The organism is Pseudomonas sp. PAMC 25886 (assembly GCF_000242655.1).
Taxonomy (GTDB): domain Bacteria; phylum Pseudomonadota; class Gammaproteobacteria; order Pseudomonadales; family Pseudomonadaceae; genus Aquipseudomonas.
On the sequence record NZ_AHHC01000083.1, the window covers coordinates 231368 to 255007 of the forward strand.

At 57.1% G+C, this 23640-nt stretch carries 29 protein-coding genes and 1 pseudogene; 27 read left to right on the plus strand and 3 right to left on the minus strand.

The features are described 5' to 3' along the window. The first annotated feature begins 41 nt into the window (after positions 1 to 41). The 3 genes from MUM_RS0127635 to MUM_RS1000000134385 all read left to right on the plus strand — a co-directional run bounded on the left by MUM_RS0127635 (position 42) and on the right by MUM_RS1000000134385 (position 3402). Positions 42 to 221: a hypothetical protein gene (locus MUM_RS0127635; protein WP_010176280.1), complete on the plus strand. Its 180-nt coding sequence runs from the start codon at positions 42 to 44 to the stop codon at positions 219 to 221. A gap of 1005 nt (positions 222 to 1226) precedes the next feature. Beyond that, on the plus strand, positions 1227 to 2594 hold the full coding sequence (locus MUM_RS0127640) for an AAA family ATPase (RefSeq protein WP_010176281.1): 1368 nt from the start codon (positions 1227 to 1229) through the stop codon (positions 2592 to 2594). 49 nt (positions 2595 to 2643) lie between these two features. Continuing rightward, on the plus strand, positions 2644 to 3402 hold the full coding sequence (locus MUM_RS1000000134385; RefSeq protein ID WP_141629563.1) for a hypothetical protein: 759 nt from the start codon (positions 2644 to 2646) through the stop codon (positions 3400 to 3402). A 37-nt stretch (positions 3403 to 3439) separates the two neighbouring features. Here the strand turns inward: MUM_RS1000000134385 and MUM_RS0127645 are convergent, their stop codons facing one another. Both MUM_RS0127645 and MUM_RS0127650 read right to left on the minus strand, forming a co-directional pair. Continuing rightward, positions 3440 to 4489 carry a phage portal protein gene (locus MUM_RS0127645; protein ID WP_010176282.1) on the minus strand — a complete coding sequence of 350 codons (1050 nt, stop codon included), beginning with the start codon at positions 4487 to 4489 and terminating at the stop codon, positions 3440 to 3442. Then, the gene (locus tag MUM_RS0127650) at positions 4489 to 6246 is read right to left on the minus strand and encodes a terminase ATPase subunit family protein (protein ID WP_029616129.1); all 1758 of its coding nucleotides are present in this window, start codon (positions 6244 to 6246) and stop codon (positions 4489 to 4491) included. Before MUM_RS0127650 ends, MUM_RS0127645 begins: the two co-directional genes overlap by 1 nt. Before the next feature lie 155 nt (positions 6247 to 6401). Here MUM_RS0127650 and MUM_RS0127655 point away from each other — a divergent pair, with 155 nt between their 5' ends. The 13 genes and pseudogenes from MUM_RS0127655 (at position 6402) to MUM_RS0127715 (ending at position 12946) form a co-directional block, all read left to right on the plus strand. Then, positions 6402 to 7232 carry a GPO family capsid scaffolding protein gene (locus tag MUM_RS0127655; RefSeq protein ID WP_010176284.1) on the plus strand — a complete coding sequence of 277 codons (831 nt, stop codon included), beginning with the start codon at positions 6402 to 6404 and terminating at the stop codon, positions 7230 to 7232. A 40-nt stretch (positions 7233 to 7272) separates the two neighbouring features. Beyond that, complete coding sequence (locus tag MUM_RS0127660) at positions 7273 to 8295, plus strand: phage major capsid protein, P2 family (RefSeq protein ID WP_010176286.1); 1023 nt, start codon at positions 7273 to 7275, stop codon at positions 8293 to 8295. Between the two features lie 4 nt (positions 8296 to 8299). Further along, positions 8300 to 9001: a phage terminase small subunit gene (locus MUM_RS0127665; RefSeq protein ID WP_010176287.1), complete on the plus strand. Its 702-nt coding sequence runs from the start codon at positions 8300 to 8302 to the stop codon at positions 8999 to 9001. 101 nt (positions 9002 to 9102) lie between these two features. Next, complete coding sequence (locus tag MUM_RS0127670) at positions 9103 to 9564, plus strand: head completion/stabilization protein (protein ID WP_010176288.1); 462 nt, start codon at positions 9103 to 9105, stop codon at positions 9562 to 9564. Further along, complete coding sequence (locus MUM_RS0127675; RefSeq protein WP_010176289.1) at positions 9564 to 9776, plus strand: tail protein X; 213 nt, start codon at positions 9564 to 9566, stop codon at positions 9774 to 9776. The genes MUM_RS0127670 and MUM_RS0127675 overlap by 1 nt, the downstream gene beginning before the upstream one ends. A 27-nt stretch (positions 9777 to 9803) precedes the next feature. Next, positions 9804 to 10157, plus strand: coding sequence for a putative holin (locus MUM_RS0127680; RefSeq protein WP_019818195.1), 354 nt, complete (start codon positions 9804 to 9806; stop codon positions 10155 to 10157). Between the two features lies 1 nt (position 10158). Next, a complete protein-coding gene (locus tag MUM_RS0127685; RefSeq protein ID WP_010176291.1) occupies positions 10159 to 10437 on the plus strand; it encodes a phage holin family protein in 279 nt (92 codons plus the stop codon). Beyond that, positions 10434 to 11279, plus strand: a complete 846-nt coding sequence (locus MUM_RS0127690) for an N-acetylmuramidase domain-containing protein (RefSeq protein WP_010176292.1) — start codon at positions 10434 to 10436, stop codon at positions 11277 to 11279. Before MUM_RS0127685 ends, MUM_RS0127690 begins: the two co-directional genes overlap by 4 nt. Next, the gene (locus MUM_RS0127695; RefSeq protein WP_010176293.1) at positions 11276 to 11479 is read left to right on the plus strand and encodes a hypothetical protein; all 204 of its coding nucleotides are present in this window, start codon (positions 11276 to 11278) and stop codon (positions 11477 to 11479) included. Before MUM_RS0127690 ends, MUM_RS0127695 begins: the two co-directional genes overlap by 4 nt. Then, a complete protein-coding gene (gene lysB / locus MUM_RS0127700; RefSeq protein ID WP_010176295.1) occupies positions 11476 to 11919 on the plus strand; it encodes an Rz-like lysis system protein LysB in 444 nt (147 codons plus the stop codon). The genes MUM_RS0127695 and lysB overlap by 4 nt, the downstream gene beginning before the upstream one ends. Beyond that, a pseudogene (gene lysC, locus MUM_RS1000000134840) lies at positions 11834 to 12019 on the plus strand (Rz1-like lysis system protein LysC); the annotation flags it as partial. The gene lysB and the pseudogene lysC, both read left to right, overlap by 86 nt. Continuing rightward, positions 12016 to 12498, plus strand: coding sequence for a phage tail protein (locus MUM_RS0127710; protein ID WP_010176296.1), 483 nt, complete (start codon positions 12016 to 12018; stop codon positions 12496 to 12498). The pseudogene lysC and the gene MUM_RS0127710, both read left to right, overlap by 4 nt. Further along, positions 12488 to 12946, plus strand: coding sequence for a phage virion morphogenesis protein (locus MUM_RS0127715; protein WP_010176297.1), 459 nt, complete (start codon positions 12488 to 12490; stop codon positions 12944 to 12946). The genes MUM_RS0127710 and MUM_RS0127715 overlap by 11 nt, the downstream gene beginning before the upstream one ends. A gap of 10 nt (positions 12947 to 12956) precedes the next feature. Here MUM_RS0127715 and MUM_RS0127720 read toward each other — a convergent pair whose 3' ends face one another. After that, positions 12957 to 13520 (minus strand): hypothetical protein, encoded by a 564-nt coding sequence (locus tag MUM_RS0127720; protein ID WP_010176298.1) that lies wholly within the window; start codon positions 13518 to 13520, stop codon positions 12957 to 12959. Between the two features lie 136 nt (positions 13521 to 13656). Here MUM_RS0127720 and MUM_RS0127725 point away from each other — a divergent pair, with 136 nt between their 5' ends. From MUM_RS0127725 to MUM_RS0127780, 11 genes are all read left to right on the plus strand, one after another. After that, positions 13657 to 14229: a phage baseplate assembly protein V gene (locus MUM_RS0127725; RefSeq protein WP_010176299.1), complete on the plus strand. Its 573-nt coding sequence runs from the start codon at positions 13657 to 13659 to the stop codon at positions 14227 to 14229. Continuing rightward, the gene (locus tag MUM_RS0127730) at positions 14226 to 14570 is read left to right on the plus strand and encodes a GPW/gp25 family protein (protein WP_010176300.1); all 345 of its coding nucleotides are present in this window, start codon (positions 14226 to 14228) and stop codon (positions 14568 to 14570) included. Before MUM_RS0127725 ends, MUM_RS0127730 begins: the two co-directional genes overlap by 4 nt. Further along, positions 14567 to 15478, plus strand: coding sequence for a baseplate J/gp47 family protein (locus MUM_RS0127735; RefSeq protein ID WP_010176301.1), 912 nt, complete (start codon positions 14567 to 14569; stop codon positions 15476 to 15478). Before MUM_RS0127730 ends, MUM_RS0127735 begins: the two co-directional genes overlap by 4 nt. Further along, positions 15478 to 16095, plus strand: coding sequence for a phage tail protein I (locus tag MUM_RS0127740; RefSeq protein WP_010176302.1), 618 nt, complete (start codon positions 15478 to 15480; stop codon positions 16093 to 16095). The genes MUM_RS0127735 and MUM_RS0127740 overlap by 1 nt, the downstream gene beginning before the upstream one ends. Continuing rightward, on the plus strand, positions 16092 to 18050 hold the full coding sequence (locus MUM_RS01000000132755) for a phage tail-collar fiber domain-containing protein (protein ID WP_010176304.1): 1959 nt from the start codon (positions 16092 to 16094) through the stop codon (positions 18048 to 18050). The genes MUM_RS0127740 and MUM_RS01000000132755 overlap by 4 nt, the downstream gene beginning before the upstream one ends. Before the next feature lie 8 nt (positions 18051 to 18058). Further along, positions 18059 to 18658, plus strand: a complete 600-nt coding sequence (locus MUM_RS0127755; protein WP_010176305.1) for a phage tail assembly chaperone — start codon at positions 18059 to 18061, stop codon at positions 18656 to 18658. A 107-nt stretch (positions 18659 to 18765) separates the two neighbouring features. Then, entirely contained in the window at positions 18766 to 19941 is a 1176-nt protein-coding gene (locus tag MUM_RS0127760; protein WP_010176306.1) for a phage tail sheath protein, read from the plus strand. A 57-nt stretch (positions 19942 to 19998) separates the two neighbouring features. Further along, positions 19999 to 20514, plus strand: coding sequence for a phage major tail tube protein (locus MUM_RS0127765; protein WP_010176307.1), 516 nt, complete (start codon positions 19999 to 20001; stop codon positions 20512 to 20514). Between the two features lie 49 nt (positions 20515 to 20563). Then, the gene (locus MUM_RS0127770) at positions 20564 to 20899 is read left to right on the plus strand and encodes a phage tail assembly protein (RefSeq protein WP_010176308.1); all 336 of its coding nucleotides are present in this window, start codon (positions 20564 to 20566) and stop codon (positions 20897 to 20899) included. A gap of 8 nt (positions 20900 to 20907) precedes the next feature. Then, positions 20908 to 21027 carry a GpE family phage tail protein gene (locus tag MUM_RS1000000133640; protein WP_010176309.1) on the plus strand — a complete coding sequence of 40 codons (120 nt, stop codon included), beginning with the start codon at positions 20908 to 20910 and terminating at the stop codon, positions 21025 to 21027. After that, positions 21017 to 23638: a phage tail tape measure protein gene (locus tag MUM_RS0127780; protein ID WP_010176310.1), complete on the plus strand. Its 2622-nt coding sequence runs from the start codon at positions 21017 to 21019 to the stop codon at positions 23636 to 23638. Before MUM_RS1000000133640 ends, MUM_RS0127780 begins: the two co-directional genes overlap by 11 nt. Positions 23639 to 23640 lie beyond the last annotated feature (2 nt).

Sequence of the window (23640 nt, forward strand, 5' to 3'; positions counted from 1 at the left end):
ACTGCGCTTACAATAGGCCACCACCACAGGGAGTAGGACGTATGCAGATGAGTGACGCGGTAGAAGTTGTTCAGGTGGCCGGTGCAGCCAGTGCCAACAAGAAGCTGGCCGAGGGCTGGAAGTTGTTGGCCGTAGTGCCCAATGCGAATAACGTTGGCGTTTCGCATGTGGCCTATGTGCTTGGCAAGCCAGCCGAGCCGGGTCGTGGCATTTTGGACTGACACGAAGGGTAGGTCATCGCGCTACCAATAACGCCACTTATGTAAAAAAGCCCCCGCACTCGAGCCTGGTGCGGGGGCTTTTTTGTGTCGGCGCAGACCAGAGACATCGCATGATCGATAACCGCCGTTTACACGTGCACGCCTGCATGTGAAGACCATGATTGCCAAAATCTTCCGGGCTAAAAAAAAGAGTAATATAGGTAATCTTGTCCGATTTTTACGCTCAAGCCATTGAAAATAAAGGATTTATAATTTCGATCAAAAGGTAATTTTTAAGTAATATTGAAGTAATCTGATTACTCTTTATAAATGTAATTCTCCACTTCAAAAAAGCCCTTTAAAATCAATATATTGGCAAATAATTACCTTTTCAATTACTTCTCTGTTACTCCTTTTTGTAATCTCAAAGCCCACGGAATACGCGGCCTCCAGCCCCTTTCCCGAAGGTGATTACTGAAATTACTCTTTTTGAAATCCCCCCCCTCTAACATCACAGCAGCGCCTCCAGACCTTCAGAAGAAATACCGCCTCGGTGCAGGGTTCCGCAGGCTTTCGACCTCCCCACAACGCCAAGCTACCGCCCAGCCTGAGCTGCCCGGAGTAGTCCGCAGGGGCGCAGAAAAAACGACCCATTTAGCCCGCAGGCGAGGTGGGGGGACGACGGCGCGCGCCAGTAACAGAGTGGCTCGCTCCAAAAAAACGCACCAAAAAAGAGCATTAAAGTAACGAAGAAATGCTTTCAGAAAGGAGTCTCAGACCTGGCTGTCTACTGACTCAAATACCGTTCTCGCCAACGTATTTGGCTATTCAGCATTTTTCTGAGTCGAGGCATTCAGTTAGACTTGGGTCCGTACGCGCACGAGATAGCCACGACTCTCTCGAAACGGTGATCCCAAGGGCTCAATGTGCGCTAAATGAAAACTGGAATGAGCCCCATCTACCCGTTCAATGAGCAATAAGTGATGGATTTGCCAACCTTGATACGTTCATAGAAGGAACGAAAAATTGATCGAAGGTTACTCAGAGGAGGAGTTTGGTGAGGAAATTCACAAGCATGTTCGCCCATCTGAACCGATTGACACATTAGAGCTACTCAAAGGTCGTCAGGACGAATTAGACGAGATTCGAAGAGCACTCTTTGCAAAAGGACGGCATATTTTCATCTACGGTGACCGTGGGATTGGAAAATCCTCTCTTGCACAAACGGCGGCCTATCAATATCAATCTGCAGACGCCTCCATCATCCAAATTGGCTGCACTAAAACCAGCACTTTTCTAGAGATAATGGAAAGTATCGCCAGACACCTAATAGATTCCTTAGATGCTACCGAGATACAAACCAAAGGTGGCCTCAACCTTAAAATAATAAACCTAGAAATAACTTACAAGACATCAAAAAAACCTGAGACCCCAAAAGTTTTAAACATGGATCAAGCGCTCGATGTAATCTCAGACGTTCGTGAGATACACTCCGACAAACCCATAATAGTTATTGATGAATTTGACGCCATAAGCAATCAAGAAGAGCGTTTTAAATTCGCAGAATTTTTGAAAAAAATGGGAGACTCCGGCACATATGTTCCAATAATTTTTAGTGGAATAGCGACCTCTCTTGACGACCTACTAGGTGGTCACTTATCAAGCATCAGGCAATTAAAACCAATACAACTTAACCCAATCTCTTGGAATTCAAGATGGGACATTCTCGTAGAGGCCCTTGAAGCTTTTAATATTGACTTTGATGAAGAAATAAAATACCGAGTAGCAGGTATAAGCGATGGATTCCCCTATTATGTCCACCTGATTACTGAACACTTACTGTGGGCAATTTACGACGATGAAGACTCAAGCAAAAAAGCTACTTCAAAACACTATCTAACAGCTTTAGAAAACGCTGTAAAAGATGTTCAAGAGCACATTAGAAAACCATACGACAAAGCAACACTGAGGCACAGCCAAGATTTTCACCACATTATCTGGGCAGCAGCTGAATCAGATAATCTTCATAGAAATATCGATTCAATGTACTCCTCTTACGAGCGAATACTCCGAGACCTGAGTAAAGTTGAGCAGTCTGAAAAAATACCGCCCATAGATCGCAAAAAATTCTCACAACGCCTAAGTACGCTCACAAAAGAGAGCCATGGGGCAGTCCTTCGAAAAATGAATGAAAATAGAAATGGCTGGTACCAATTTTCTGAAAACATGCTACGAGGCTTTGTGCGATTGTTAGCTGAAACTCACGGGGTACAACTGTGGATTCAAGAAGCAAAAGCGCCTAAGCAATTGATTCATCCAAGACCACAGCCTATGGGTAGTTCTACTCGTTACCAATCTCTAGTACCACATGGCGTCGGACTCAAAGACGACTAATAAATGAGTGTTAAAAATAATTAGCACCATCAATACAATCGAGAAAAAAATGACAACACTTAGTACGATTACTTCACTACTTGGAGACTTCCTAAAAATAGCTCCAGGCTTAGTACTACTGCCTTTCTCAATATATTTTTTTTGGAAAAAAATTAGTCACAAAGCTTCTGCAACATTTTCAATTAGCATGAATAGAGTAACAGCACCACGACTATCAGACATAGTAATAGCAAACTTAAAAGACAAGCCTCTTGTCATATGGGCACTACATGCCAGGATCAACAAAGAACAATGGTTAACCATCCAGAAATTTGAACACCCCCTTATATTAAAAGGACTCGAAACAGTAAACATAAACCCGCCACCGGTCTCTGAATACAATGTAAAATCTGACACCATCACCAATCCGTTTGGTAGTGGAAAACATGTAGAGATATTCATAACATCCACCGATAAAATCTTTAAATGCCTGCCAATGACTTATCCAGAAAATCTAGCAACTAAAAAGTTTTCAGAACTAACATATATAACCTCAACAATTAAAAGCTACAAGGGAATAACTTACAACAACAATGTAAAATTTGCGATAACCTATGAATACAATGGACAAACAGAAGTAGCACTACTGGAAAACAATGGATGCATGACTCATGGCTGGCCTTTCATCCCCAACAGATTTCAAGCAGACCATATAAGCGACACCGCGACAGTAAGGCGAACTTTTGAGGCGACTGGCATCACCGACATAGTTAAAATACTATCTGTTGTTGACATTGAAAAAAACATCTCAAACTTTAAGTCCTTCTAGGCCATATCAGAACAAACTCAAACATCAGACCATCGTCCTATAAACCTGTAGGAATTTCATAGGACTTGAAGCGCACGACCTCATCCCCGAGCCAGTCATTCACCTGCGCCATACGCGCCTGAATCGGCTCCAGTTCATTGGCTGCATAGATCTGCGCCGCTTCCCTGATCGACCCAAACCCACCCGCGTTCTGCGGAACGATGCCCATCAACTGCGGCGGAATGCGCAAGCTGGCAAGCACGTCGTCTCGGGTCTGGTTTTTGATCGAGTTGAATTCATCCTTGGCCGTGACCTCGCTGACCGGGATGATCTGCAACCCGTCCTTTTTGCCGTTCGGCGAATACACAAACAGGTTTCGGAAGTTGCCAGGGCCTTTAGAGTCCTTAAGCGCTTTGCGCAGGGAGTCGACGTCTGCTTCGTTCTGAGCGGCGTCGGTCATGTAGAGGATGAAGCCAGCATGACTGCCGTTTTCGTAATACTTGCGACGAAACAGCGTGGCCGACTCGTTCAGCAGCGCCGACTGCAGTGCGCTGATCCACTCGGGCAGGCCATAAACTTCCTGATGCAGATCCGCTTCACGCAGATGGAATACGGTGCCAGGCTCAAACTCGTGCTCCTCCTTCCAGCCCTGGACCATGAACTGCCGACCGTCTTTACCCGAGCGCATGTACTTCGCCAAGGGCGGCACCAGCTCACGCACCGGGCCGAGCATCGAGCGCCGCCTTTCCAGATAGCCGTTGCCCAGGCAAAGGAAATCCAGGGCGAACTGTTCGAATGCCGCGCGCGACAGCAACCGGTGCGGGATAAAGGTCTTGCTCAACAAGTTGCGTTTGAACATCAAACCGGAATGCAGATGCACGCTGGAACCCACCGACCGTGCCAGACCATCAAGGGATAAGGGCGGCTCATACCACCGCCCGTTAAACCAGCACTCCAGATAATCGAACACCTCCCGGCCACTCAGCACTGGTGACGGATCGCCGAAGCTGAATGCCTCCATCTTGCTGTGACTGCGAGGGATAAACTCCTGAGTACCCACGGCGGGCGCCAGGGCCGACTGTTTGGTGTTTCTGCGGCGGTTCGACATCAAAAAATCTCCATCCGCCCGGTGTTGGCAGTGGTCTGCCCCTCCAGCGGTTCGTTGTGCAATGCGTGAAAGAGCGCCCACGCCAGATCGGCGTGGCCGGTGTTGTCGTTGCGGCCGGCGGTGTAAGTGAATTGGCGACCGCCTGCGGTGATGGTCTTGCGTATCGCCATCAGCGACTGCGCCATGTCAGTCCAGCCGGCATCGAACTCCAGCCGGCCCTTGTGGATCACGTCGTAGGCCTTCAATACCAGGCGGGTTTTCACCTCGGGCGAATAGCTGAAAGTGGTGACGTTGGGGAAGAATTGGCGCACCAGCTGCGCCACGCCGCTGCCAAGGCCGGTGACATCGATCCCGATGTACGTCACCCAGTAGCGATCGCATACAGCTTTGATGAAGCTAGCCTGCGCCGCGAAGTCCATGCCGCGAAACTGATGCCGCTCGAGTACCCGGAACTTGCCCCCCGGTACCAGCGGAGGCGCGACCACCACCATGCCCGAGCAGTCGCCGGTTTCCGCCGGGTCATAACCCACCCACACCTGGCGGTCACCGAACGGTCGCATGGCAAACGGCTTGTAGTCTTCAGCCCACTCAACCCAACTGTCGACCATGCAGGGCTGCAACACCGTCAGCGGGAAGATGCTCGCGCCATCGTCGACAAACTCGCACATCAGCAGGTTGGCGAACGCCTCGGGGCTGTACTCCCGTCGCAGTTCCTCAATGTCGAACAAGTCACAACCGCCCTGCTCCGCGTCGAAGATGGTGACGATCTGGCGCCACAGACGGTCCTCACAGAACCGCCCTTGCTGGAGCGCGCCATGGGAAACATCGACCTTTGTGTGTTGCGCCGCCGGCTTGCCCTTGTTGAAGCGCTCGCCCGTCCAGAAGGTGTATGCCTCGTGTGCCATGGTCGACGGTGTCGAGAAGTAGGTTTTGCGCCACTTCTTGTGCATCGCCATACCCGACGCGACCTTGTTCAGCTCCTCAAACTTGAACGTCCAGAAGAATTCATCGAAGTAGAAATTGCCGTGGTAGCCCTGAGCGGTACGCGCATTGGTACCGAGGAAGAACAGCTCTGCGCCGTTCGGCAGCACGATAGGATCACCGGTCAACTCAACGCCGATGACTTCGCGGGCAAACGCCTGGATATAGCCCCGGAATAGGTAGGCCTGGTTCTTCGACGCGGACAGGAAGATCTGATTACGCCCGGTCTCCAGCGCATCAATGAACGCCTCGCGGGCAAAGTAGTAGGTGGCACCAATCTGACGACTCTTGAGGATGACGCGGGTGCGCTGATTGCCCGCCCGGTTCCAGTCTTTCTGGTAGTCGAAGCACCCATCGATAAACGCTTCACGCAGCAGCTCGATCTGATCTTCGCTGATGTCGTTTTTCGGGGTCTTTTTCTTCGGACCTTCGTTACGCTTAGCGAGGTTGGGGTTGAGTTCGGTTTCGGTACCACCTCCCTGGAAGCGCTGAATGCGGGCCTGTCGCTCCAGCTGCCGGTGCAGTAGATCGATCTCTTTGAAATCCCCGCTGCTCTTACCTTCCTTGAGGATCAACTGCACCAAACGCGCTTCCAGCGCCCCGCCGATGCGCTCGACGTTATCCGCCCGGTCCCACTCGTCGCGGGCCTTCCAGCTGTGTAGCGTTTTTTCCTTTTCGCCCGTAGCCTCGGCAATCTCGCAGATACGCCAACCCATCCAATACAGGAACTTGGATTGGCGTCGGGGATCGATTGGGAGCAGTTCAGTCGTAGTCATGGCCGCGATGCTGCCGCCCGCGCCTGCGAGTCAGTAGCACCGCCCCTTGTAGTCCCGCCCTCTACAATCCCGTCCCGTTGCCGCAACTCGCGCGCGTCACGACCATGCCCCTCATTGCAACGCACTTAGCGCCCAACGCATTGAGGATTCCCGGCATGAAGAAATTTCGCAGCAATTGGTTCCGCGTCGCCGTCGAGGGCGCTACCTCTGACAAGCGCACCATCAAACGCAGCTGGCTGGAACAGGCAGCGAAGAACTTCAATCCTGCCACCTATGGTGCTCGCATCTGGCTGGAGCACTTCCGCAGCCTGCTGCCCGATAGCCCTTTCAAGGCCTACGGTGACGTGCTTGCGGTCAAGGCCGAAGAAGTGGAAATCAACGGCCAGAAGAAGTTGGCTCTGTTCGCCCAGGTGGAGCCGACGCCCGATCTGATCGCCATGAACAAGGCCAAGCAAAAGATTTACACCTCGATCGAAATCGACGACAGCTTCTCGGACACTGGCGAGGCCTACATCGTCGGCCTGGCGGTGACCGACTCCCCGGCCAGCCTGGGCACCGACGTACTGTCTTTCTCCGCGCAGAAGCCAGAATCCAGCCCATTCAAAGACCGTCATTACTCCGCGACGTCGATGTTCACCGAGGCAGTGGAAACCGAGCTGCAATTTGAAGAAATCGAAGACAAGCCCAGCCTCGGCGCCCAGCTTTTCAGCAAAGTGCAGGCGCTCTTGGGCGGCAAACAAACGAAGGACGATGCCGAGTTCGCCCAGATGGGTCAGGCCGTCGAAGCGATTGCCGACCACGTAAAGGATCTGCCCGAGCAGTTGGCGGCAGAGAAGAAATTCTCCGGCGAGCTGAACACCAAGGTCGAGCAGCTCAGCAAAGACCTGATCGAGCTGAAAACCGTTCTCGGTGACACCCAAGACCACTCCCAAACCCAGCGCCCACCGGTAACCGGCGGCGGCAAAACAGCCCTGGCTGAATTCTGACCTGCGGCCTTCACCGCCCAGCCCACTATCGGAGACACCCATGCGTAACGATACTCGAAAACTCTTCACCGGCTACCTCAGCCAGGTCGCACAGCTCAATGGCGTTGAATCGGCCACAGCCACGTTCAGCGTCGACCCAACCATTCAGCAGCGTCTGGAAACCAAGATTCAGGAGTCGAGCGAGTTCCTGACCAAGGTCAACGTCATCGGCGTCGATGAACAGGAAGGCGAAAAGGTTGGCTTGGGCGTGGGCGGCACCGTTGCCAGCCGCACCAACACCAACGTCAAAAAACGTGAGCCGCGCAGCATTGGCACGCTGTCGAGCGACAAGTACAAGGCAGAACAAACCGACTTCGATACCTTCGTCAGCTACAAGCAGCTCGATGCTTGGGCCAAGTTCCCGGACTTCCAGACCCGCCTGTCCAGCGCCATTGCTCAACGCCAGGCGCTCGACCGCATCCAGATCGGCTTCTACGGCGTTTCGGCTGCAGAGCAAACCGACCGCACGGCGCACCCACTCTTGGAAGACGTCAACATTGGCTGGCTCCAGCAATATCGCACTCACGCACCCGACCGCGTGCTGAAAGAGGGGGCCGTCGCCGGCAAGATCACCATCGGCAAAACCGGCGATTTCAAGAACATCGACGCCTTGGTCTACGACGCCATCCAGTTGCTCGACCCTTGGTATCGCCGCAATCCTGGCCTGGTGGTGCTGACCGGCCGCGAACTGGTACACGACAAGTTTCTGGCCCTGGTCAACAAAGACCAGGACGCGACCAACACCCTGGCCAGCGACTTGATCATCTCGCAACGCCGCGTCGGTGGCCTGCCGCTGTACGAGGTGCCTTACATCCCTGAAGGCACAATCCTCATCACCACCTTCGCCAACCTGTCGGTGTACTGGCAGATCGGCGGGCGCCGCCGCTACCTCAAGGAAGAGCCAGAGTGGAACCGCGTCAGCAACTTCGAATCGTCGAATGAAGCGTATGTAGTCGAGGAATACGGCCTGGGCTGCCTGCTGGAAAACATCACCCCAGTCGAAGCAGCCGGCAGCGAGGGTTAACCCCATGGTTCTCAGCATCGCCCAAGCCCACCAGCGCCGCGCCCGCGCGGCCATGGAGGCGGCAAAGACGGCACCCCAGCAATCAATGGCCGGTGCCACTGCTTACGAGCATCAGCTAAATCAGCTGCTGCAGGACCGTTTGCGCTTGAAAGCCATCCAGTCCAACGAGGGCAAGGCCGCGTTAAAGCTGCAACTGCTGCCTGAGTACATCCCGTATGTCGAGGGAGTGCTCGAGGCCGGTAACGGCGCCCAGGACGACGTCATGACCACCGTCATGATCTGGCGTGTCGACGTCGAGGACTACAGCGGCGCCCTGGACATTGCCGACTACGTGCTCAAGCACAAGCTGATCATGCCGGACCGTTTCGAACGCACTACGGGGTGCCTGGTGGCGGAAGAAATCGCCACCGCCGCACTTAAAGCGCAAAAAACCAACGGCAGTTTCGACCTGAGCATCTTGCACCGAACTGTCGAGCTGACCGACGCCGAAGACATGCCGGATCAGGCCCGCGCCAAGCTGTACCTGGCAACAGGTCGCGCAACGTTGGAAGGCATAACCGCCGAAGAACCAGGCCAACCCGGACAGGTCCAGGCTGGTATTGACCTGCTTAAACGTGCCATCGAGTTGCACGACGGCTGCGGCGGCAAGAAGGATTTGGACGGCGCCGAACGCCTCCTGAAAAAACACGCTGCCACCAGCAGCTAACCGAGCGTCCCCACGCACCCCGCCGGCTCGGGGCGGATCGGCCAGGCCGCTCCTCCTGAACGTGAAGCCCCGACCACCGGCGACCTATTTCGAGTGCAGTCATGAGCGCATTTGTAGCCAGCGGCACAGTCGACAGCGACCATATCAACACCGACCCCTTCTGGCCGTCGATTGACCTGGATGGCTTGCGCGCCAGCCTGCGCATCGACTCCAGCGTCACCCCGGCCCGCCTTGAGACCGCAGTGATCGCAGCCGCGATCAATCTGAACAACGAACTGAGCGAATGGCGAGTCGCCCAACAAGCCGCTGGCCACGCGACGCTGGCGGACGTACCAAGTGATCGCATCAAGGATGTGTCGGTAAAGGTCCACCTCTACCGACGCGCGATCGAGGCTGGCACCGGCGCCGAGGTCTGTGAGCGCTATCGAGACTACAGCGCAACCAACACCGGCAGCGACAAAGCTGAAGCCCTAACCCCAAACATCGACGACTACCGACGCGACCTGCGCTGGGCTGTGCGCGACTTCCTCGGTCGCACTCGTACCACCGTGGAGCTGATCTGATGCCCGTCGCCGTCCGCGCCAATCAAAACGACACCGTCGACACACTCTGCTGGCGGTTCTACGGCCGCACCGCAGGCGTCACAGAGGCGGTACTTGATGCCAACCCCGGCCTAGCCGATCACGGCCCAATCCTGCCGCAAGGCCTTGTAGTCAACATGCCCGAAGCCCAAACCAGCGCGCCCCAGCGGCAGATGGTGCAGCTATGGAACTGACCCTCTGCAACCAAGGAAACCCACATGATGGCTGATCCGACTTCCAGCGTTGTGTCTGGCCTGCTCATTGGCTTGGGCCTGGCCAGCGTCACGCCAGTCATTGATGACGGCGCGCTATTCGGCGCCATCCTCGGTGCCTGGCTGGTTACCAGCACCAAGCGTGACCTGAAGGTCTGGCAACGGCTGGGCTCACTATTCCTGTCGGCCGGCGTGGGCTACCTGTTCGCACCGATGGCTTTACAGGCAATTCCGTTTATCACCAGCGGTGGCAGCGCCTTTCTCTGCGCACTGGTGGTCATCCCGATCAGCATCAAACTGATGGTTTGGGTGGAAAAGGCGGATATCTGGGACATCTGGCGTCGAATCAGAGGGGGCACCTGATATGCAGAACATCGAACTGGCTGTTCAAGTCATCACGGCAATCGCCTACCTACTGAGCGCCCTGCGCCTGGCTTGCTACATCCGAGGCGATGCGCGATATCGGCGCAGCATTTCGCTACTGGCGAGCTTGTTTGGCGCCACATTGTGCATCTGCGGTCTGGAAATTCTCCTTGACCGCCAGCCAACCAGCCTCTGGCAGGCCGTGTCCATCGTGCTGCTCTGCACCCTGATTTTCCGTTCACGCGGCAACGTCGCCGCCCTGTTGAGGCCCAGCGCATGACCACCACCCTCCGCCACGGCGACCGTTCACAAGCGGTGCTGATGCTGCAAAAGAGTCTCAACAAGAACGGTGCCAACGTCGTGCCGGACGGTGACTACGGCGACGCCACAGAAACCGCCGTCCGCGCGTACCAGGTCAAAGTGGGCCTGGTCGCCGATGGCGTTGCCGGCACCAAGACTCAAGCCAGTCTTGCCGGTGGCGACTGTACCCAGCTGGTACGCAACAACGACCTAGTGGTCGCTGCCGAACGTCTCGGCGTACCGCTGGCGAGCATCTACGCGGTCAACGAAGTGGAATCCAAGGGCAAGGGCTTTCTCGACAACGGCAAGCCGGTGATCCTGTTCGAACGCCACATCATGTACCGCCAGCTCGCCACGGCTCGAAACGCGGGCGATGACCCTGCCGAACTCAAACGTCACGCCGATCAGCTCGCCACCGCCAACCCCGCCTTGGTCAATCCAAAGCCTGGCGGATACATCGGCGGTACCGCCGAGCACCAACGCCTGGCCATGGCCCGCCTGATCGATGATACCGCCGCCCTAGAGTCGGCTTCCTGGGGCGCCTTCCAGATCATGGGGTTCCACTGGAAGCGTCTCGGCTATGCCAGCGTGCAGGAATTTGTGGCAGCAATGAGTGCCGGCGAATCACAGCAGTTCGACGCCTTCACCCGCTTCATTGAGACCGATCCGGTGCTACATAAGGCCCTGAAAGCTCGCAAATGGGCCGAGTTCGCCAAGCTCTACAACGGGCCGGACTACCTACGGAATCTCTACGACACCAAGCTCCAGCGCGCCTACGAGCGGCACGCCGGTTGCGAGTGTGGGCAAGGAGTGGCGGCATGATCGACTTCGACGCGGTAGAAAAACTACGGGTGCAGGACGGTGACGTGCTGGTGGTGCCCGCGTCGTCCGAACATGACGACATGCAGCTCCTGGCCGAGTCCATCCAGATAATGAACGGCGCCCGGGCCGTGATCGTGCGTGGCCCCATCAAGCAGCTCGACACCGCAGCCATGAACAAACTCGGCTGGTACCGCGCGTGAGCACCCTGCGCCAGGCCCTGTATGGCCTCGCCCTGCTGGGCGCCCTGTTGCTGATTATCTGGGGCCAACAACAGCGTATCAATGCCGCAGAGAACAAGACCAAGCTTGCAGCAAAGGAGGCCACGGATGCCCAGAAGGACGCTGACCGCAACCTGGAAACCGCCAACACCCTCATCGCTACCTTGAAACAGGAGCGCGACGCCCAGAGCAACCTGCGCGTCCAACAGGATCAACTGCGCCAGGGTCTGGCGAAACGCGAGCGAACCATAGAGGACCTGAAACGTGAAAACGCCGAACTACGCAATTGGGCTGATCAGCCTTTGCCTGACGCTGCTCGCCGGCTGCGCGAGCGCCCCGCTCTCACCGGCGCCGCAGCTTACAGTGACTGGCTGTCCGGCCGTGGTGCCGTGCCAACTACCAGCGACCAGCCCGCGCAATAACGGGGACCAATTGACCGATCAGGACCGCACCGAAGCTGCCTGGGCCGATTGCGCCGCCCAGGTCGACATGGTCTACAAGCACCAGCAGGCCCAACCATGAACAAGCCCGAAAGCCTGCGCGCCCACCTGCTGGCCACCGTTGCCGAGTTCAAACACAACCCTGACCGCCTGCTGATCTTCATCGACAACGGCCGGGTTCGTTGCACGGCTGCACATACCCTGTCGTTTGAATACAGCTTTGACCTGCAGATCATCCTCACCGAGTTCGCCGGTCATCCCGACAGCGTGATGCTGCCGATACTAGGTTGGGCCAGCGTCAATCAGTCAGAACTGCTGGAAAGCCTCGACAAGGTCAAGGACGGCATTCAGTTCGAAGCCGACATTTTGGACAAGAACAAGGTGGACCTCAGCATCACCCTGCAGCTGACAGAGCGCGTCGTCGTGGGCAATGACGACCAGGGCAACACCACTGTCAAACACCCGAATGAACCACAGTACGTGCCGGGCTACCTCGATCCGAAATGGAAGCCGGGGGCCCAGGGCAACACCAGTGAATGGATTGTGCCCGATGGCAAGTAACCTGGAGGCGCTGGAGACCTGGGCAGCGGTTCTACTGGCACGGTTGGAGCCTGGGGAGCGCAGCAAACTGGCTCGGACCATTGGACAGGAGTTGCGTCGCAGTCAGCAGAAGCGCGTGATGGGACAGGAAAACCCGGACGGGAGCAAGTATGCCCCTCGCAAAAAGCGGGACCTGCGAGGTAAACAGGGCCGGGTTCGGCAGAAGTTGGCGATGTTTAAGAAACTGAGAACCGCCAGATACATGAAGGTGAGAGGTGACGCCACCGCCGTTACCGTAGGCTTCACCGGGCGTCTCGCCCGAATTGCAAGGGTTCACCAGTATGGATTGAAGGACCGCGCTGAGCGAGGTGCACCCGAGACCCGATATGAGCAGCGTGAGGTACTGGGCTTTACGGATTCAGACCTTGATCTAATCCGCGATAGCCTTTTGAGTCATTTAACAAAGTGACGCCAGACCACTAAACATCTCTAGCCACAGTAGAAACAAGCGCCTTTAAATTATCGCACGCCTTACCTAACTTAAGTTGAGCATTAGCTGCCGGTTCCAAATACTTCACGCCCGGCTTCCCGTGCTTGTAATCTTCTTTATGAGCGAGTTCAATATTATTTATTTCATCACGAATATCAAGAATAGCTTGATAAGCTTCTTCCAACTCCGCACCATAAATATCAACAATCATACCTATCCTATTAAAGTCGATATCTCTTTTGGTGGAAGCATTTATCTCATCAAGATATGAATTATAATCAATTTGCCCCTTCATAACTAAAGAAAGAGTTAAAAAATTTCCGAAGAAAACATTACCCCAATGACTCACCAACACATACAACTCTTCGAGACGTTCCTTTTTTGCCCTTCTGCTAACTAGCTTTTCCTCATGTTCCAGTTGCTGCTTCAGGTGTTTTAAATTTGCTTTATTAGTTAATGACACTCCAAAGGTGGTTAGTAGGGAGCCGAATACGACACCTGCGAGACCAACCCAAGCCTCAGAGGGTACTTGCTGAAACACATCTAAGATCATTACTTACGTCCTTGTTTGATTCAGGAACGCAGCAACCTACTTTTTTGGTACTGAAATGTCTATGGCGCTGTGTAGGGGAAGAGCCTACAAGCACTATGAGCTGCACTCCCTCGCGCGTAGCGCCACCATCAGCGCCATGAACGACCTCGCCGCCCTCTCCCGCATGCTTGAAAACCTCATCCGCTTCGGCGTCATCGCCGCCGTGCAGATGGAACCCCCGCGCGTGCAGGTCAAAACCGGTGAATTGACCACCGCCTGGCTGCCATGGCTGGCACTGCGCGCGGGATCCGACCGTGAGTGGGATCCGCCCACCGTCAACGAGCAGGTCATCCTGTTCAGCCCATCCGGCCAGCTCGCCAACGGCGTTGTAATCACCGGTTTACCCAGCGATCACATTCCAGCCAACGGCAACCGCCCTGGCCTACACCGCCGCACCTACGCCGACGGCGCGGTCGTTGAGTACGACAGTGTCGCCCACCACCTGAATGCCACCCTGCCCGACACCGGCACCACCCGCCTGGTCAGCAAGGGCGGGATCAGCATCATCGGCCCCATCAATCACCAGGGCGACTACACCCAAACTGGAAACCAAAACGTCACCGGCACCGTGACCGTTACCACCGACGTAATCGCGGCCGGCATCAGCCTGGTCAACCACCGCCACGGCGGCGTGATGCCAGGCAATGGCAAGACGGGGAAACCAGAATGAACCGAGAAACCGGCGCCGCCATCGATGAGCTGGACCATATCGCCCAGTGCTTGACTGACATCCTCACCACCCGCATCGGAAGTCGCGTTATGCGCCGCGAATACGGCAGCCTGCTGCCCGAGCTGGTGGATCACCCCTTCAATGACGTCACACGCCTGCGGGTGTATTCGGGTGCTGTCATGGCCCTGATGCGTTGGGAACCGCGGGTGAGCCTCAGCCGAGTGCAATTTGTGGGTGCCAACCTGCAAGGCAAGTCAGTGCTGGACCTGGAGGGCAGCGTGGTCGACAGCAATGAACCGTTCAGCCTGAGCCTGCCCCTCCAGCTCGGAGGCAGCGTATGAACACCTTCGCCGCCATCGACCTCAGCCTGTTACCCGCTCCGCAGATCGTTGAGCAGATTGATTTCGAGCAGATCCTCGCCGAGCGCAAGGCCTACGCCATCAGCCTCTGGCCGATCGAAGAACAAGCGACAATTGCCGCGCGTCTCGAAATGGAGTCGGAGCCACTGACCAAGCTGCTCGAGGAGAACGCTTACCGCGAAACCATCTGGCGTCAGCGGGTCAATGAAGCGGCAACCGCCAACCTCATCGCCTTCGCAAAGGGCAGTGATCTGGAGAACCTGGCCGCGAACTACAACGTCAAGCGCCTGGTGATTCAACCAGCCAACACCACGGCGACGCCGCCGATCCCGCAAGTGATGGAGACCGACGACAGCCTGCGCGAACGCACGCAAATGGCCTGGGAAGGCCTCAGCACGGCGGGCCCACGTAACAGCTATATCTTTCACGCCCGCGCAGCGGATGGGCGAGTGGCCGACGCCACTGCGGAAAGTCCATCACCTGCAGTCGTGGTGGTGACCGTGCAGGGCATGCTGGCCGACGGCACCGCTGAGCCGGGCTTGCTGGAAGTGGTGAAGACCTACCTCAGCGACGACGACCGCCGCCCCGTGGCCGACCGGCTGACGGTTCAGGCGGCGCAGATCCTGCGCTACCAGGTCAAAGCCAAGCTCTACCTACTCACCAGCGGACCTGAAACCGAGCCCGCCCGCGCCGCTGCGGAACAGCGCCTGCGCGCCTATGTGCACCAGCGTCGCCGGCTGGGCATGGAGGTCTCCGAATCTGCGATCCACGCCGCGTTGCACGTTGAAGGTGTGCGCAAGGTCGAGCTAGAGAACTGGGTTGATATCGTCGCTACGCCCTACCAGGCCCCGTATTGCTCTGCCATTCAGCTATCGGTTGGGGTGGAATGATGGGCGCCCAACACCTGCTGCCTGGTAACTCGACGCCGCTGGAGCGTCAGGCCGCAGTGGCGTTAGCGCAAATTCAGCGGGTGCCCATCCCGCTGCGCCTGCTGTGGAATCCAGACCTGTGCCCGCTGGCTGTCCTGCCCTACCTCGCCTGGTCCTTTTCTGTGGACCGCTGGGACAGCACCTGGTCGGAGCCCACCAAACGAGCAGCCATTCGTGCGGCGTACTACATCCACTCGCGCAAAGGCACCGTTGGCGCCCTTCGCAGAGTGGTCGAGCCGCTGGGTTATCTGATCGAGATTATCGAATGGTGGCAGACCGCCCCGAACGGAGAGCCAGGTACGTTCGCACTCAAGGTTGGCGTCCTCGACACCGGCATTACCGAAGAGATGTATCAGGAACTTACCTTCCTGATCGATGACGCCAAGCCCCGCAGCCGGCACCTCACCGGGCTCGCTATCAGCCTAGAAACAAGAGGGCTGCTCGGCGTTGGGGTGACCGTCTACGAGGGCGATGAAATCAACGTTTACCCGCCCACGCAACACGACATTGAAGTCACCGGCTATCTCGGCGCCGTTGGCCGCGAACACACCATTGATACCCTGGACGTGTACCCATGATCGATTCCAACTCGCAATTTTTTGCAATTCTGACGGCTGTTGGCGAAGCCAAACAGGCCAATGCAAACGCCCTGGGCGTTCCATGGAAACTCACTCAGATGGGTGTCGGCGATGCGAGCGGCACGGACCCCATTCCCAATCGTCTGCAAACCAGACTGATCAACGAACGCCGCCGCGCGCTGCTCAATCAGCTCAAAATCGATCCCGCCAACCCCTCGGTACTGGTCGCCGAGCAAGTCATCCCCGCCGATGTAGGGGGCTGGTGGGTGCGTGAAATTGGTCTTTACGATGCCGACGGTGATCTGGTCGTGGTAGCCAACTGCGCACCGAGCTTCAAGCCGCTGCTGGCTCAAGGCTCTGGCCGCACTCAAATCGTGCGCATGAACTTCATTGTTTCCAGCATCACCAACGTGGTGTTGAAGATCGACCCCGCAATTGTCTTGGCCACGCGGGAGTATGTGGACCTGTCGATTGATTCGGTGCTGCCGGCCAACAAGACACCTGGCACCTATTTTCAAGTGACAACTGATAAGCGCGGTGTAGTGCAGTCTGGGCGCAATCCCAGCACCCTGGAAGGGTTTGGGATCACCAACGCCCTGGCTATTGGTCAATACGGGCTGGGTGGTACTACAGCGCCGGAAATGGGTATCGATACTGTCGGTTTGCCGGGTGGCTTCTATTACTTTGGGGCCGGTAACACCAGTTTCGGCAATAACATCGGCCTGGTAAACATCCCCTACGGCGCAAAAACCTACGCCGGCCAAATAGGTTTTGAACAGGGCAACATTGAGCCACGGGTATTTGTTCGCGGCTGCAAAGCGTCCAACACCTGGGGCATGGCGCGAGAGCTATGGCACGCCGGTAACTTCAATCCGTCACTCAAGGCAGATCTGGCCACTACCCTGGCAGGTTATGGCATTACCAATAGCTATACCGCCACGCAGATCGACACGGCGCTGAATCTTAAAGCTCCCGCGAATAACCCGATATTGACCGGCCTGCCGGAGTGTCCTACCGCTCCTACAGGTTCAAATAACAGACTGATCGCTAACGCGGCATTTGTTCAAAAAACGGTTCAAGACGCGATTACGGCGGTAATGGATGGCGCGCCGGGCGCCCTTGATACGCTTAAGGAACTGGCGACGGCACTGGGTAATGACCCGAACTTCTCGACGACGATACTGACGGCGCTTGGCACCAAAGCGGATAAAGCCACCAGCTTGGCGGGTTACGGCATCACTGATGCCGTGAAAACCGGACAGTACGGTGTGGGCGGATCCACTGCGCCTACGGCAGCCATTGACACTGTGGGCTTGCCTGGTGGGTTCTACTACTTCGGCGATGGAAACACCGGGTTTGCCAATAACGTTGGCCTGGTGAACATCCCGTACGGAAACAATGGATACGCGGGCCAACTTGGCTTTCGCCAAGGGCTGGTTGAGCCTGATATCTATGTGCGTGGCGCCCGCGCAGGCGGTGTATGGGGCAATACCCGCAAGCTGTGGCACAGCGGTAACTTGGACCCGAATTTGGTCTTCCCGACAGGCACGAGCATCCTGTTTGCAGGACCGACACCGCCGGCTGGATTCCTAAAAGAAAACGGCGCGGCTGTTTCTCGCATTGCCTACGCGAACCTGTTCGCAGTGATCGGCACCACTTATGGCGCCGGGGACGGCATTACGACGTTCAATCTGCCCGAATCCAGGGGCGAGTTTCCCCGAGGCGCAGATGATGGTCGAGGCGTTGATCCAGGCCGCAGCGTAGGCAGTTGGCAGGACTCGCAAAACAAGGATCACAACCACCTCTACGGTGCGATTCACAACAACAGCTACGGCCTCAGCGCAACCGGCATTGCAGGTGTGAGCCCTGGTCAGGCGCAGTATGCGACCTCCTCTTCTGGCGGAAGCGAAGCACGCCCACGCAACACCGCACGACTTATGTGCATCAAATATTGAGGTGATCCATGAATGACTCTGCGCTGGTGGTGCATCAAGCCCACCCTGTGACTGGTGAATACCTTGGGCCGTGCCAAGCCGATCTTGATCCCATAGTGGAGGGAAACTGGCTGATTCCTGGCATGGCATTTGTTGAAAAGCCACCCGAGCCTAAGCCAGGTTTTGCGGTCGTGCATGTGCCTGGGAGTGATGAGGTGTGGACCCAGCTCGCAGACCATCGCGGCACGGTTTACCAGAAAGAAACAGGTCAGCCGATGCAGTGGGAGACTTTTGGGGCTCTCCCTCACTTTGTCACTGACAAGCTATTCCCTGGTATGGGATTTCGTTGGGGCGGCCAGGATTGGTTACTTGACGAAAACCTGCGTCAAACTGGCTTGATCAACGCCGAGCGCCAATGGCGCGATAGCGAAATCGAGTCGGTCAAATGGCTGCGAGAACGTCATCGAGATCAGCAGGAAATTGGGGTAACGCCCTCTCTTTCAGCGATTCAATTTAACGAGCTACTGGTCTACATTCAGGCCTTGCGCGATTGGCCGCAGGCTTCCACCTTCCCGTCAATGGATGGCCGCCCCACCCCACCGGCGTGGGTTACCGATCAGTCACAGTAGTCGCAAGAACCTGTAACGCCTCCCCCTACAAGCCCCCGCGCTCGCCCAACCGGCGCGCGCGCGGCAGCCTGTGCACTGTCATTCCATCACAGCGCAGGCAACCACCCATGGCCGGTTCAGACTATCTCCACGGCGTGCGGGTCATCGAACTCAACGACGGCACTCGCCCCATTCGCACCATCCCCACCGCAGTCATCGGCCTGGTATGCACGGCTGAGGATGCGGATCCGCTTATGTTCCCGCTGGACACACCTGTCCTTCTGACCAGCGTTCAAGCCGCCATCGGCAAAGCCGGCGTTAAGGGGACCCTGGCGTCCAGCCTGCAGGCCATTGCCGATCAGACCAAGCCATACACCATCGTGGTGCGGGTCAAGGAAGGCGCCGACGAAGCGACCACTAAAAGCGCCCTGATCGGCACTACTACAGCCGACGGCAAGTACACCGGCATGAAAGCCCTGCTTGCCGCCAAGGCCCGTGTGGGCATGACGCCGCGCATCCTCGGCGTACCTGGTCTCGACAGTTTGCCGGTGGCCACCGCCTTGGTATCGGTTGCCCAGGACCTGCGCGCCTTCGCCTACGTCAGCGCCTGGAACTGCAAAACCAAGGAAGAGGTGGTTGCTTACCGCGAGAATTTCGGCGCGCGCGAAACCATGGTGATCTGGCCGGACTTCCTCAACTGGGACACCGTCACCAGCAAGACCGTTACCGCCTCGGCGGTGGCACGGGCCCTGGGCCTGCGGGCGAAGATCGATCAGGAAACCGGCTGGCACAAGACTCTCTCCAACGTTGCCGTCAACGGCGTGACCGGCATCAGCGCCGACGTGTTCTGGGATCTGCAAAACCCGGCTACCGATGCCAACTACCTCAACAGCAATGAGGTCACGACCCTGATCAACGAGGGTGGTTTCCGCTTCTGGGGTAGCCGTACCTGCAGCGACGATCCGCTGTTCACCTTCGAAAACTACACCCGTACCGCGCAGATCCTCGCCGATACAATGGCCGAGGCGCACATGTGGGCTGTGGACAAGCCCATGCACGCCTCCCTGGTGCGGGACATCCTTGAAGGCATCAATGCCAAGTTCCGCGAGCTGGTTGCGCAGGGCTACCTGATCGGCGGCAGCGCCTGGTACCCGGAAGATATCAACGACAAGGACACCCTCAAGGCCGGCAAGCTGACGATCGATTACGACTACACACCAGTGCCGCCCCTGGAAGACCTCACGCTGCGCCAGCGTATTACCGACAGATACCTGATGCAGTTCGCCAGCCAGATCAACGGCTAAACCGGAGCTCCCCGAAAGGGGAGTTAACCCGCTGCCAAACACCCGGAGAACACCGCCATGGCCATGCCACGCAAACTCAAAAATCTCATGCTGTTCAACGACGCCAACATCTACAGGGGGGTGGTGAAGTCCGTCACCCTGCCCGCCCTGGGCCGCAAGATGGAGGCCTATCGTGGAGCCGGCATGAATGGCCCGGTCAAAGCTGACCTGGGCTTTTCCGACGACGGTATCCAGTTGGAATGGAAGACCGGCGGGCTGGACCTGATCAGCCTGAAGCAATTCGGCATGGTCAATGCGTCGGGTGTCGCCATGCGCTTTTCCGGCGCCTATGAGCAGGACGACACAGGCGAAGTCAGCGCCGTGGAAATCGTTGTGCGCGGCCGGCACGAAACCATCGAAATGGGTGACGCCCAGCCAGGCGAAGACACCGAACATTCGATGACCACCACCTGCACCTACTACAAGTTGACGGTGGACAACGAAGAAATCATCGAAATCGACCTGCTCAACTTCATCGAGAAAGTCGGCGGCGTCGACATGCTGGAGAAACAGCGCAACGCCCTGGGCTTTTGAACCCTAACCCACCACGCAACACGCTCACATATCACCAGGAGCTCTACCCATGAAAACCGCAGCCACCGAACAACCTGACGTTCAATCACTGACTGACGAAAACACCGTCATCCTCGATACCCCAATCCGCCGTGGCACCAGCACCATCGATAGCATCACCCTGCGCAAACCCAACTCGGGCGAGCTGCGAGGCGTGAGCCTGGCCGAGCTGCTGCAGATGGACGTCAACAGCCTGATCAAGGTGTTACCGCGCATCAGTTCGCCGACCCTCACCACCATTGAAGTTACGTCCATGGACCCCGCCGACCTGGTCGCGCTCAGCACGAAGATCACGGGTTTTTTGCTACAGAAATCGACGAAGACGGATGCATCCCTCGTTGCGTAGAGGAGGCCATGGCCGATCTGGCCGTGGCTTTTCACTGGGCACCGGCTGACATGGATCAGTTGGGCCTGCAAGAACTGATGGACTGGCGCGAGCGTGCCAGGGTGCGGAGTTCCACCGATGGCAAATGATCTGCGGCTACAGGTGGTGCTGGATGCCATTGACAAAGCCACCCGCCCGTTGAAGCAAATCAACAACGGCAGCCTTGAGACCGCCCGCGCGCTTAAGGCTGCACGTGACCGCCTGAAAGAACTCAATACTCAGCAGAAAGACGTCAGCGCCTGGCGCGCTCAGCGTGCCGCCGCCGACCAGACCGGCACCGCACTCACCGCGGCACGCGATAAAGTCAAAGCCCTCAGTCAGCAGTTTGCCGCGACCGGCGCGCCAACTAGGGCAATGACGCGCGAGTTTCAGTCAGCGGTACGCGAGGCCACAAAGCTCAAGCAGCAACACCAGCAGCAGAGCGTTCAACTGCAAGGCCTGCGGTCAAAACTCAATGACGCCGGCATCAGCACTAAAAATCTGGTGGCCCACGAACGCCAACTGCGCGAGCAGCTCACAGCCACCAACGCCAGCATCAGCACGCAAGGCAAGCGCATGGCGGAGCTGAGCGCCCAGCATAAGCGCGCGGCCATGGCCCGGGGCAGCTACGACAAGGGCAAGCAGTTCGCGGGCAACGCGGCCGTGGCCGGGGGCTCCAGCTTGGGCGTTGCGTACGCAGCCAGCCGCCCCGTGATCGGCGTGGTAAAGGAATACGTCGACTTCGAAACCGCCATGATGGGCGTAGCCAAGCAGGTCGACGGCGCGCGGGACGACAACGGCAAGCTCACCGCCACCTATTACGAATTTGCGGACGCGATCAAAGCAGCCAGCAACGAAATGCCTATTGCCACCACCGAGTTCGCCGCTCTGGTCGAAGCCCAGGCCCGGGCCGGTATTCAGGGCAAAGAAAACCTGTTGACCATGGCGAAGGTATCGGCCACCGCCGCCGTGGCGTTCGATCTGCCGGCGGAACAGGTGGGCGAGGACATGGGCCGGATCGCCGGCTTGTACAAGGTACCGATCAAGAACATCTCCGAGTTGGGTGACGCGCTCAACTACCTGGACGACAACACTCGCTCCAAGGGTGGCGACATCATCGAAACGCTGACCCGCATGAGCGACGTAGCCGACAAGCTCGACTACCGCAAGGCCGCAGCATTGGGCAGTACGTTCCTATCGCTGGGCTCGGCACCAGAAGTCGCCGCGAGCGCTTCCAGGGCGATGGTCCGTGAACTTTCCATCGCCACCATGCAGAGCAAGAAGTTCCAGGAAGGCGTGGCCATGGTGGGCCTTGACTCAAAGGCTGTGCAGAGCGGAATGAGCAAGGACGCCATGGGCACAATGATGGGTGTCCTGGAGCGGATCAAAAAGCTGTCACCTGAGCAACAGACTGAAGCGTCAACGCGGATATTCGGCAAAGAATTCGGAAAGGACGCCGGCAAGCTGGTCAACAACCTCGACGAACTGAAACGTCAGCTCGACCTGGTGAATGACGCCGCAGGCAATGGCTCGATGCAGCGCGAAATGGATATCCGGGCCGATGCGATCGAAGGTCGCTGGCAGGTGCTGCGGAACAAGTTATTCAACACAAAAAGCGGCGCAGGTGAGGCCGTCCGGTCGACCATGGTCGACGTCATGGACGCTATAGGCGGTGTGCTGGACAGGGTAAATGCCTGGGTCAAAGCCAACCCGACGTTGACGGCGACCTTGCTGAAGATCGTAGCCAGTGTGGCGGTGTTGTCAGCGGTTTTCGGCGGACTCGCCCTCACACTCGCCGGCATCTTGGGTCCGTTCCTGTTTCTACGCTTCGGCCTGGCCATGTTCGGTATTCGCCTGCCCGGCGTCATCGGTATTTTCAAGGTGTTCGGCACGGTTCTGCGAACGCTGGGCGGGATTTTGATTGGTCCCCTGGTGACCGCACTACGTACGGTTGGCATAGTGTTGTGGGGGCTTTCCGCTAACCCGATTGTCTTGGTCATCGCTGCTGTTGTCGCTGCACTGGCCGGCGGCGCGTACCTGATCTACAAGAACTGGGACGCGGTAAAAACCTACTTCGCCAACGCCTGGACCGAAATCAAATCGGGGTTCGACGGCGGGATCATCAGCATCATCAATACCCTCACCAACTTCAGTCCCGTCGGCCTCATTTACCAGGCGTTCGCTGGAGTATTGAGTTACCTGGGCGTGGATCTACCAAACCGGTTCACCGAATTCGGCAACATGATCGTCAATGGCCTGGTCACCGGGCTGATGGCTGGACTTGGCAGCGTCAAAACGGCCATCAGCTCAATCGGCGAAGCCAGCATTGGTTGGTTCAAGGAAAAGCTCGGCATTCACAGCCCGTCGCGGGTGTTCGCTGAGTTGGGCGGGTTCACCATGGCAGGCCTGACACAGGGCCTGGAAGGTGGACAGAAAGGCCCATTGGACGCCCTGACCAGCATGAGCAAGCAGATGACAGCGGCGGGCACCCAGGCACTGAGCACAACCGCAATGCCGGCGTTTTCCGTGGACACTACGGCACCGATCAGCAGCACACCCGCAACAGCCGTCTACGACAGCCACGACACCTACGAATTCACCATTACGGCGGGGCCAGGCACGGACATGCAAAGTTTGGAAAAAAGCGTGCGTGCACTGATGGCCCGCATCGAAAACGAAAAGAAAGCGCGTCAGCGCAGCAAACTTTCTGACCTGGAATAACC

Excerpts from the sequence above, each read along its gene's own strand:
- MUM_RS0127635 (WP_010176280.1), top strand. The coding sequence starts at position 42 with ATGCAGATGAGTGACGCGGTAGAAGTTGTTCAGGTGGCCGGTGCAGCC.
- MUM_RS1000000134385 (WP_141629563.1), top strand. The coding sequence starts at position 2,644 with ATGACAACACTTAGTACGATTACTTCACTACTTGGAGACTTCCTAAAA.
- MUM_RS0127645 (WP_010176282.1), bottom strand. The coding sequence starts at position 4,489 with ATGTCGAACCGCCGCAGAAACACCAAACAGTCGGCCCTGGCGCCCGCC.
- MUM_RS0127650 (WP_029616129.1), bottom strand. The coding sequence starts at position 6,246 with ATGACTACGACTGAACTGCTCCCAATCGATCCCCGACGCCAATCCAAG.
- MUM_RS0127655 (WP_010176284.1), top strand. The coding sequence starts at position 6,402 with ATGAAGAAATTTCGCAGCAATTGGTTCCGCGTCGCCGTCGAGGGCGCT.
- MUM_RS0127660 (WP_010176286.1), top strand. The coding sequence starts at position 7,273 with ATGCGTAACGATACTCGAAAACTCTTCACCGGCTACCTCAGCCAGGTC.
- MUM_RS0127665 (WP_010176287.1), top strand. The coding sequence starts at position 8,300 with ATGGTTCTCAGCATCGCCCAAGCCCACCAGCGCCGCGCCCGCGCGGCC.
- MUM_RS0127670 (WP_010176288.1), top strand. The coding sequence starts at position 9,103 with ATGAGCGCATTTGTAGCCAGCGGCACAGTCGACAGCGACCATATCAAC.
- MUM_RS0127675 (WP_010176289.1), top strand. The coding sequence starts at position 9,564 with ATGCCCGTCGCCGTCCGCGCCAATCAAAACGACACCGTCGACACACTC.
- MUM_RS0127680 (WP_019818195.1), top strand. The coding sequence starts at position 9,804 with ATGGCTGATCCGACTTCCAGCGTTGTGTCTGGCCTGCTCATTGGCTTG.
- MUM_RS0127685 (WP_010176291.1), top strand. The coding sequence starts at position 10,159 with ATGCAGAACATCGAACTGGCTGTTCAAGTCATCACGGCAATCGCCTAC.
- MUM_RS0127690 (WP_010176292.1), top strand. The coding sequence starts at position 10,434 with ATGACCACCACCCTCCGCCACGGCGACCGTTCACAAGCGGTGCTGATG.
- MUM_RS0127695 (WP_010176293.1), top strand. The coding sequence starts at position 11,276 with ATGATCGACTTCGACGCGGTAGAAAAACTACGGGTGCAGGACGGTGAC.
- MUM_RS0127710 (WP_010176296.1), top strand. The coding sequence starts at position 12,016 with ATGAACAAGCCCGAAAGCCTGCGCGCCCACCTGCTGGCCACCGTTGCC.
- MUM_RS0127715 (WP_010176297.1), top strand. The coding sequence starts at position 12,488 with ATGGCAAGTAACCTGGAGGCGCTGGAGACCTGGGCAGCGGTTCTACTG.
- MUM_RS0127720 (WP_010176298.1), bottom strand. The coding sequence starts at position 13,520 with ATGATCTTAGATGTGTTTCAGCAAGTACCCTCTGAGGCTTGGGTTGGT.
- MUM_RS0127725 (WP_010176299.1), top strand. The coding sequence starts at position 13,657 with ATGAACGACCTCGCCGCCCTCTCCCGCATGCTTGAAAACCTCATCCGC.
- MUM_RS0127730 (WP_010176300.1), top strand. The coding sequence starts at position 14,226 with ATGAACCGAGAAACCGGCGCCGCCATCGATGAGCTGGACCATATCGCC.
- MUM_RS0127735 (WP_010176301.1), top strand. The coding sequence starts at position 14,567 with ATGAACACCTTCGCCGCCATCGACCTCAGCCTGTTACCCGCTCCGCAG.
- MUM_RS0127740 (WP_010176302.1), top strand. The coding sequence starts at position 15,478 with ATGGGCGCCCAACACCTGCTGCCTGGTAACTCGACGCCGCTGGAGCGT.
- MUM_RS01000000132755 (WP_010176304.1), top strand. The coding sequence starts at position 16,092 with ATGATCGATTCCAACTCGCAATTTTTTGCAATTCTGACGGCTGTTGGC.
- MUM_RS0127755 (WP_010176305.1), top strand. The coding sequence starts at position 18,059 with ATGAATGACTCTGCGCTGGTGGTGCATCAAGCCCACCCTGTGACTGGT.
- MUM_RS0127760 (WP_010176306.1), top strand. The coding sequence starts at position 18,766 with ATGGCCGGTTCAGACTATCTCCACGGCGTGCGGGTCATCGAACTCAAC.
- MUM_RS0127765 (WP_010176307.1), top strand. The coding sequence starts at position 19,999 with ATGGCCATGCCACGCAAACTCAAAAATCTCATGCTGTTCAACGACGCC.
- MUM_RS0127770 (WP_010176308.1), top strand. The coding sequence starts at position 20,564 with ATGAAAACCGCAGCCACCGAACAACCTGACGTTCAATCACTGACTGAC.
- MUM_RS1000000133640 (WP_010176309.1), top strand. The coding sequence starts at position 20,908 with ATGGCCGATCTGGCCGTGGCTTTTCACTGGGCACCGGCTGACATGGAT.
- MUM_RS0127780 (WP_010176310.1), top strand. The coding sequence starts at position 21,017 with ATGGCAAATGATCTGCGGCTACAGGTGGTGCTGGATGCCATTGACAAA.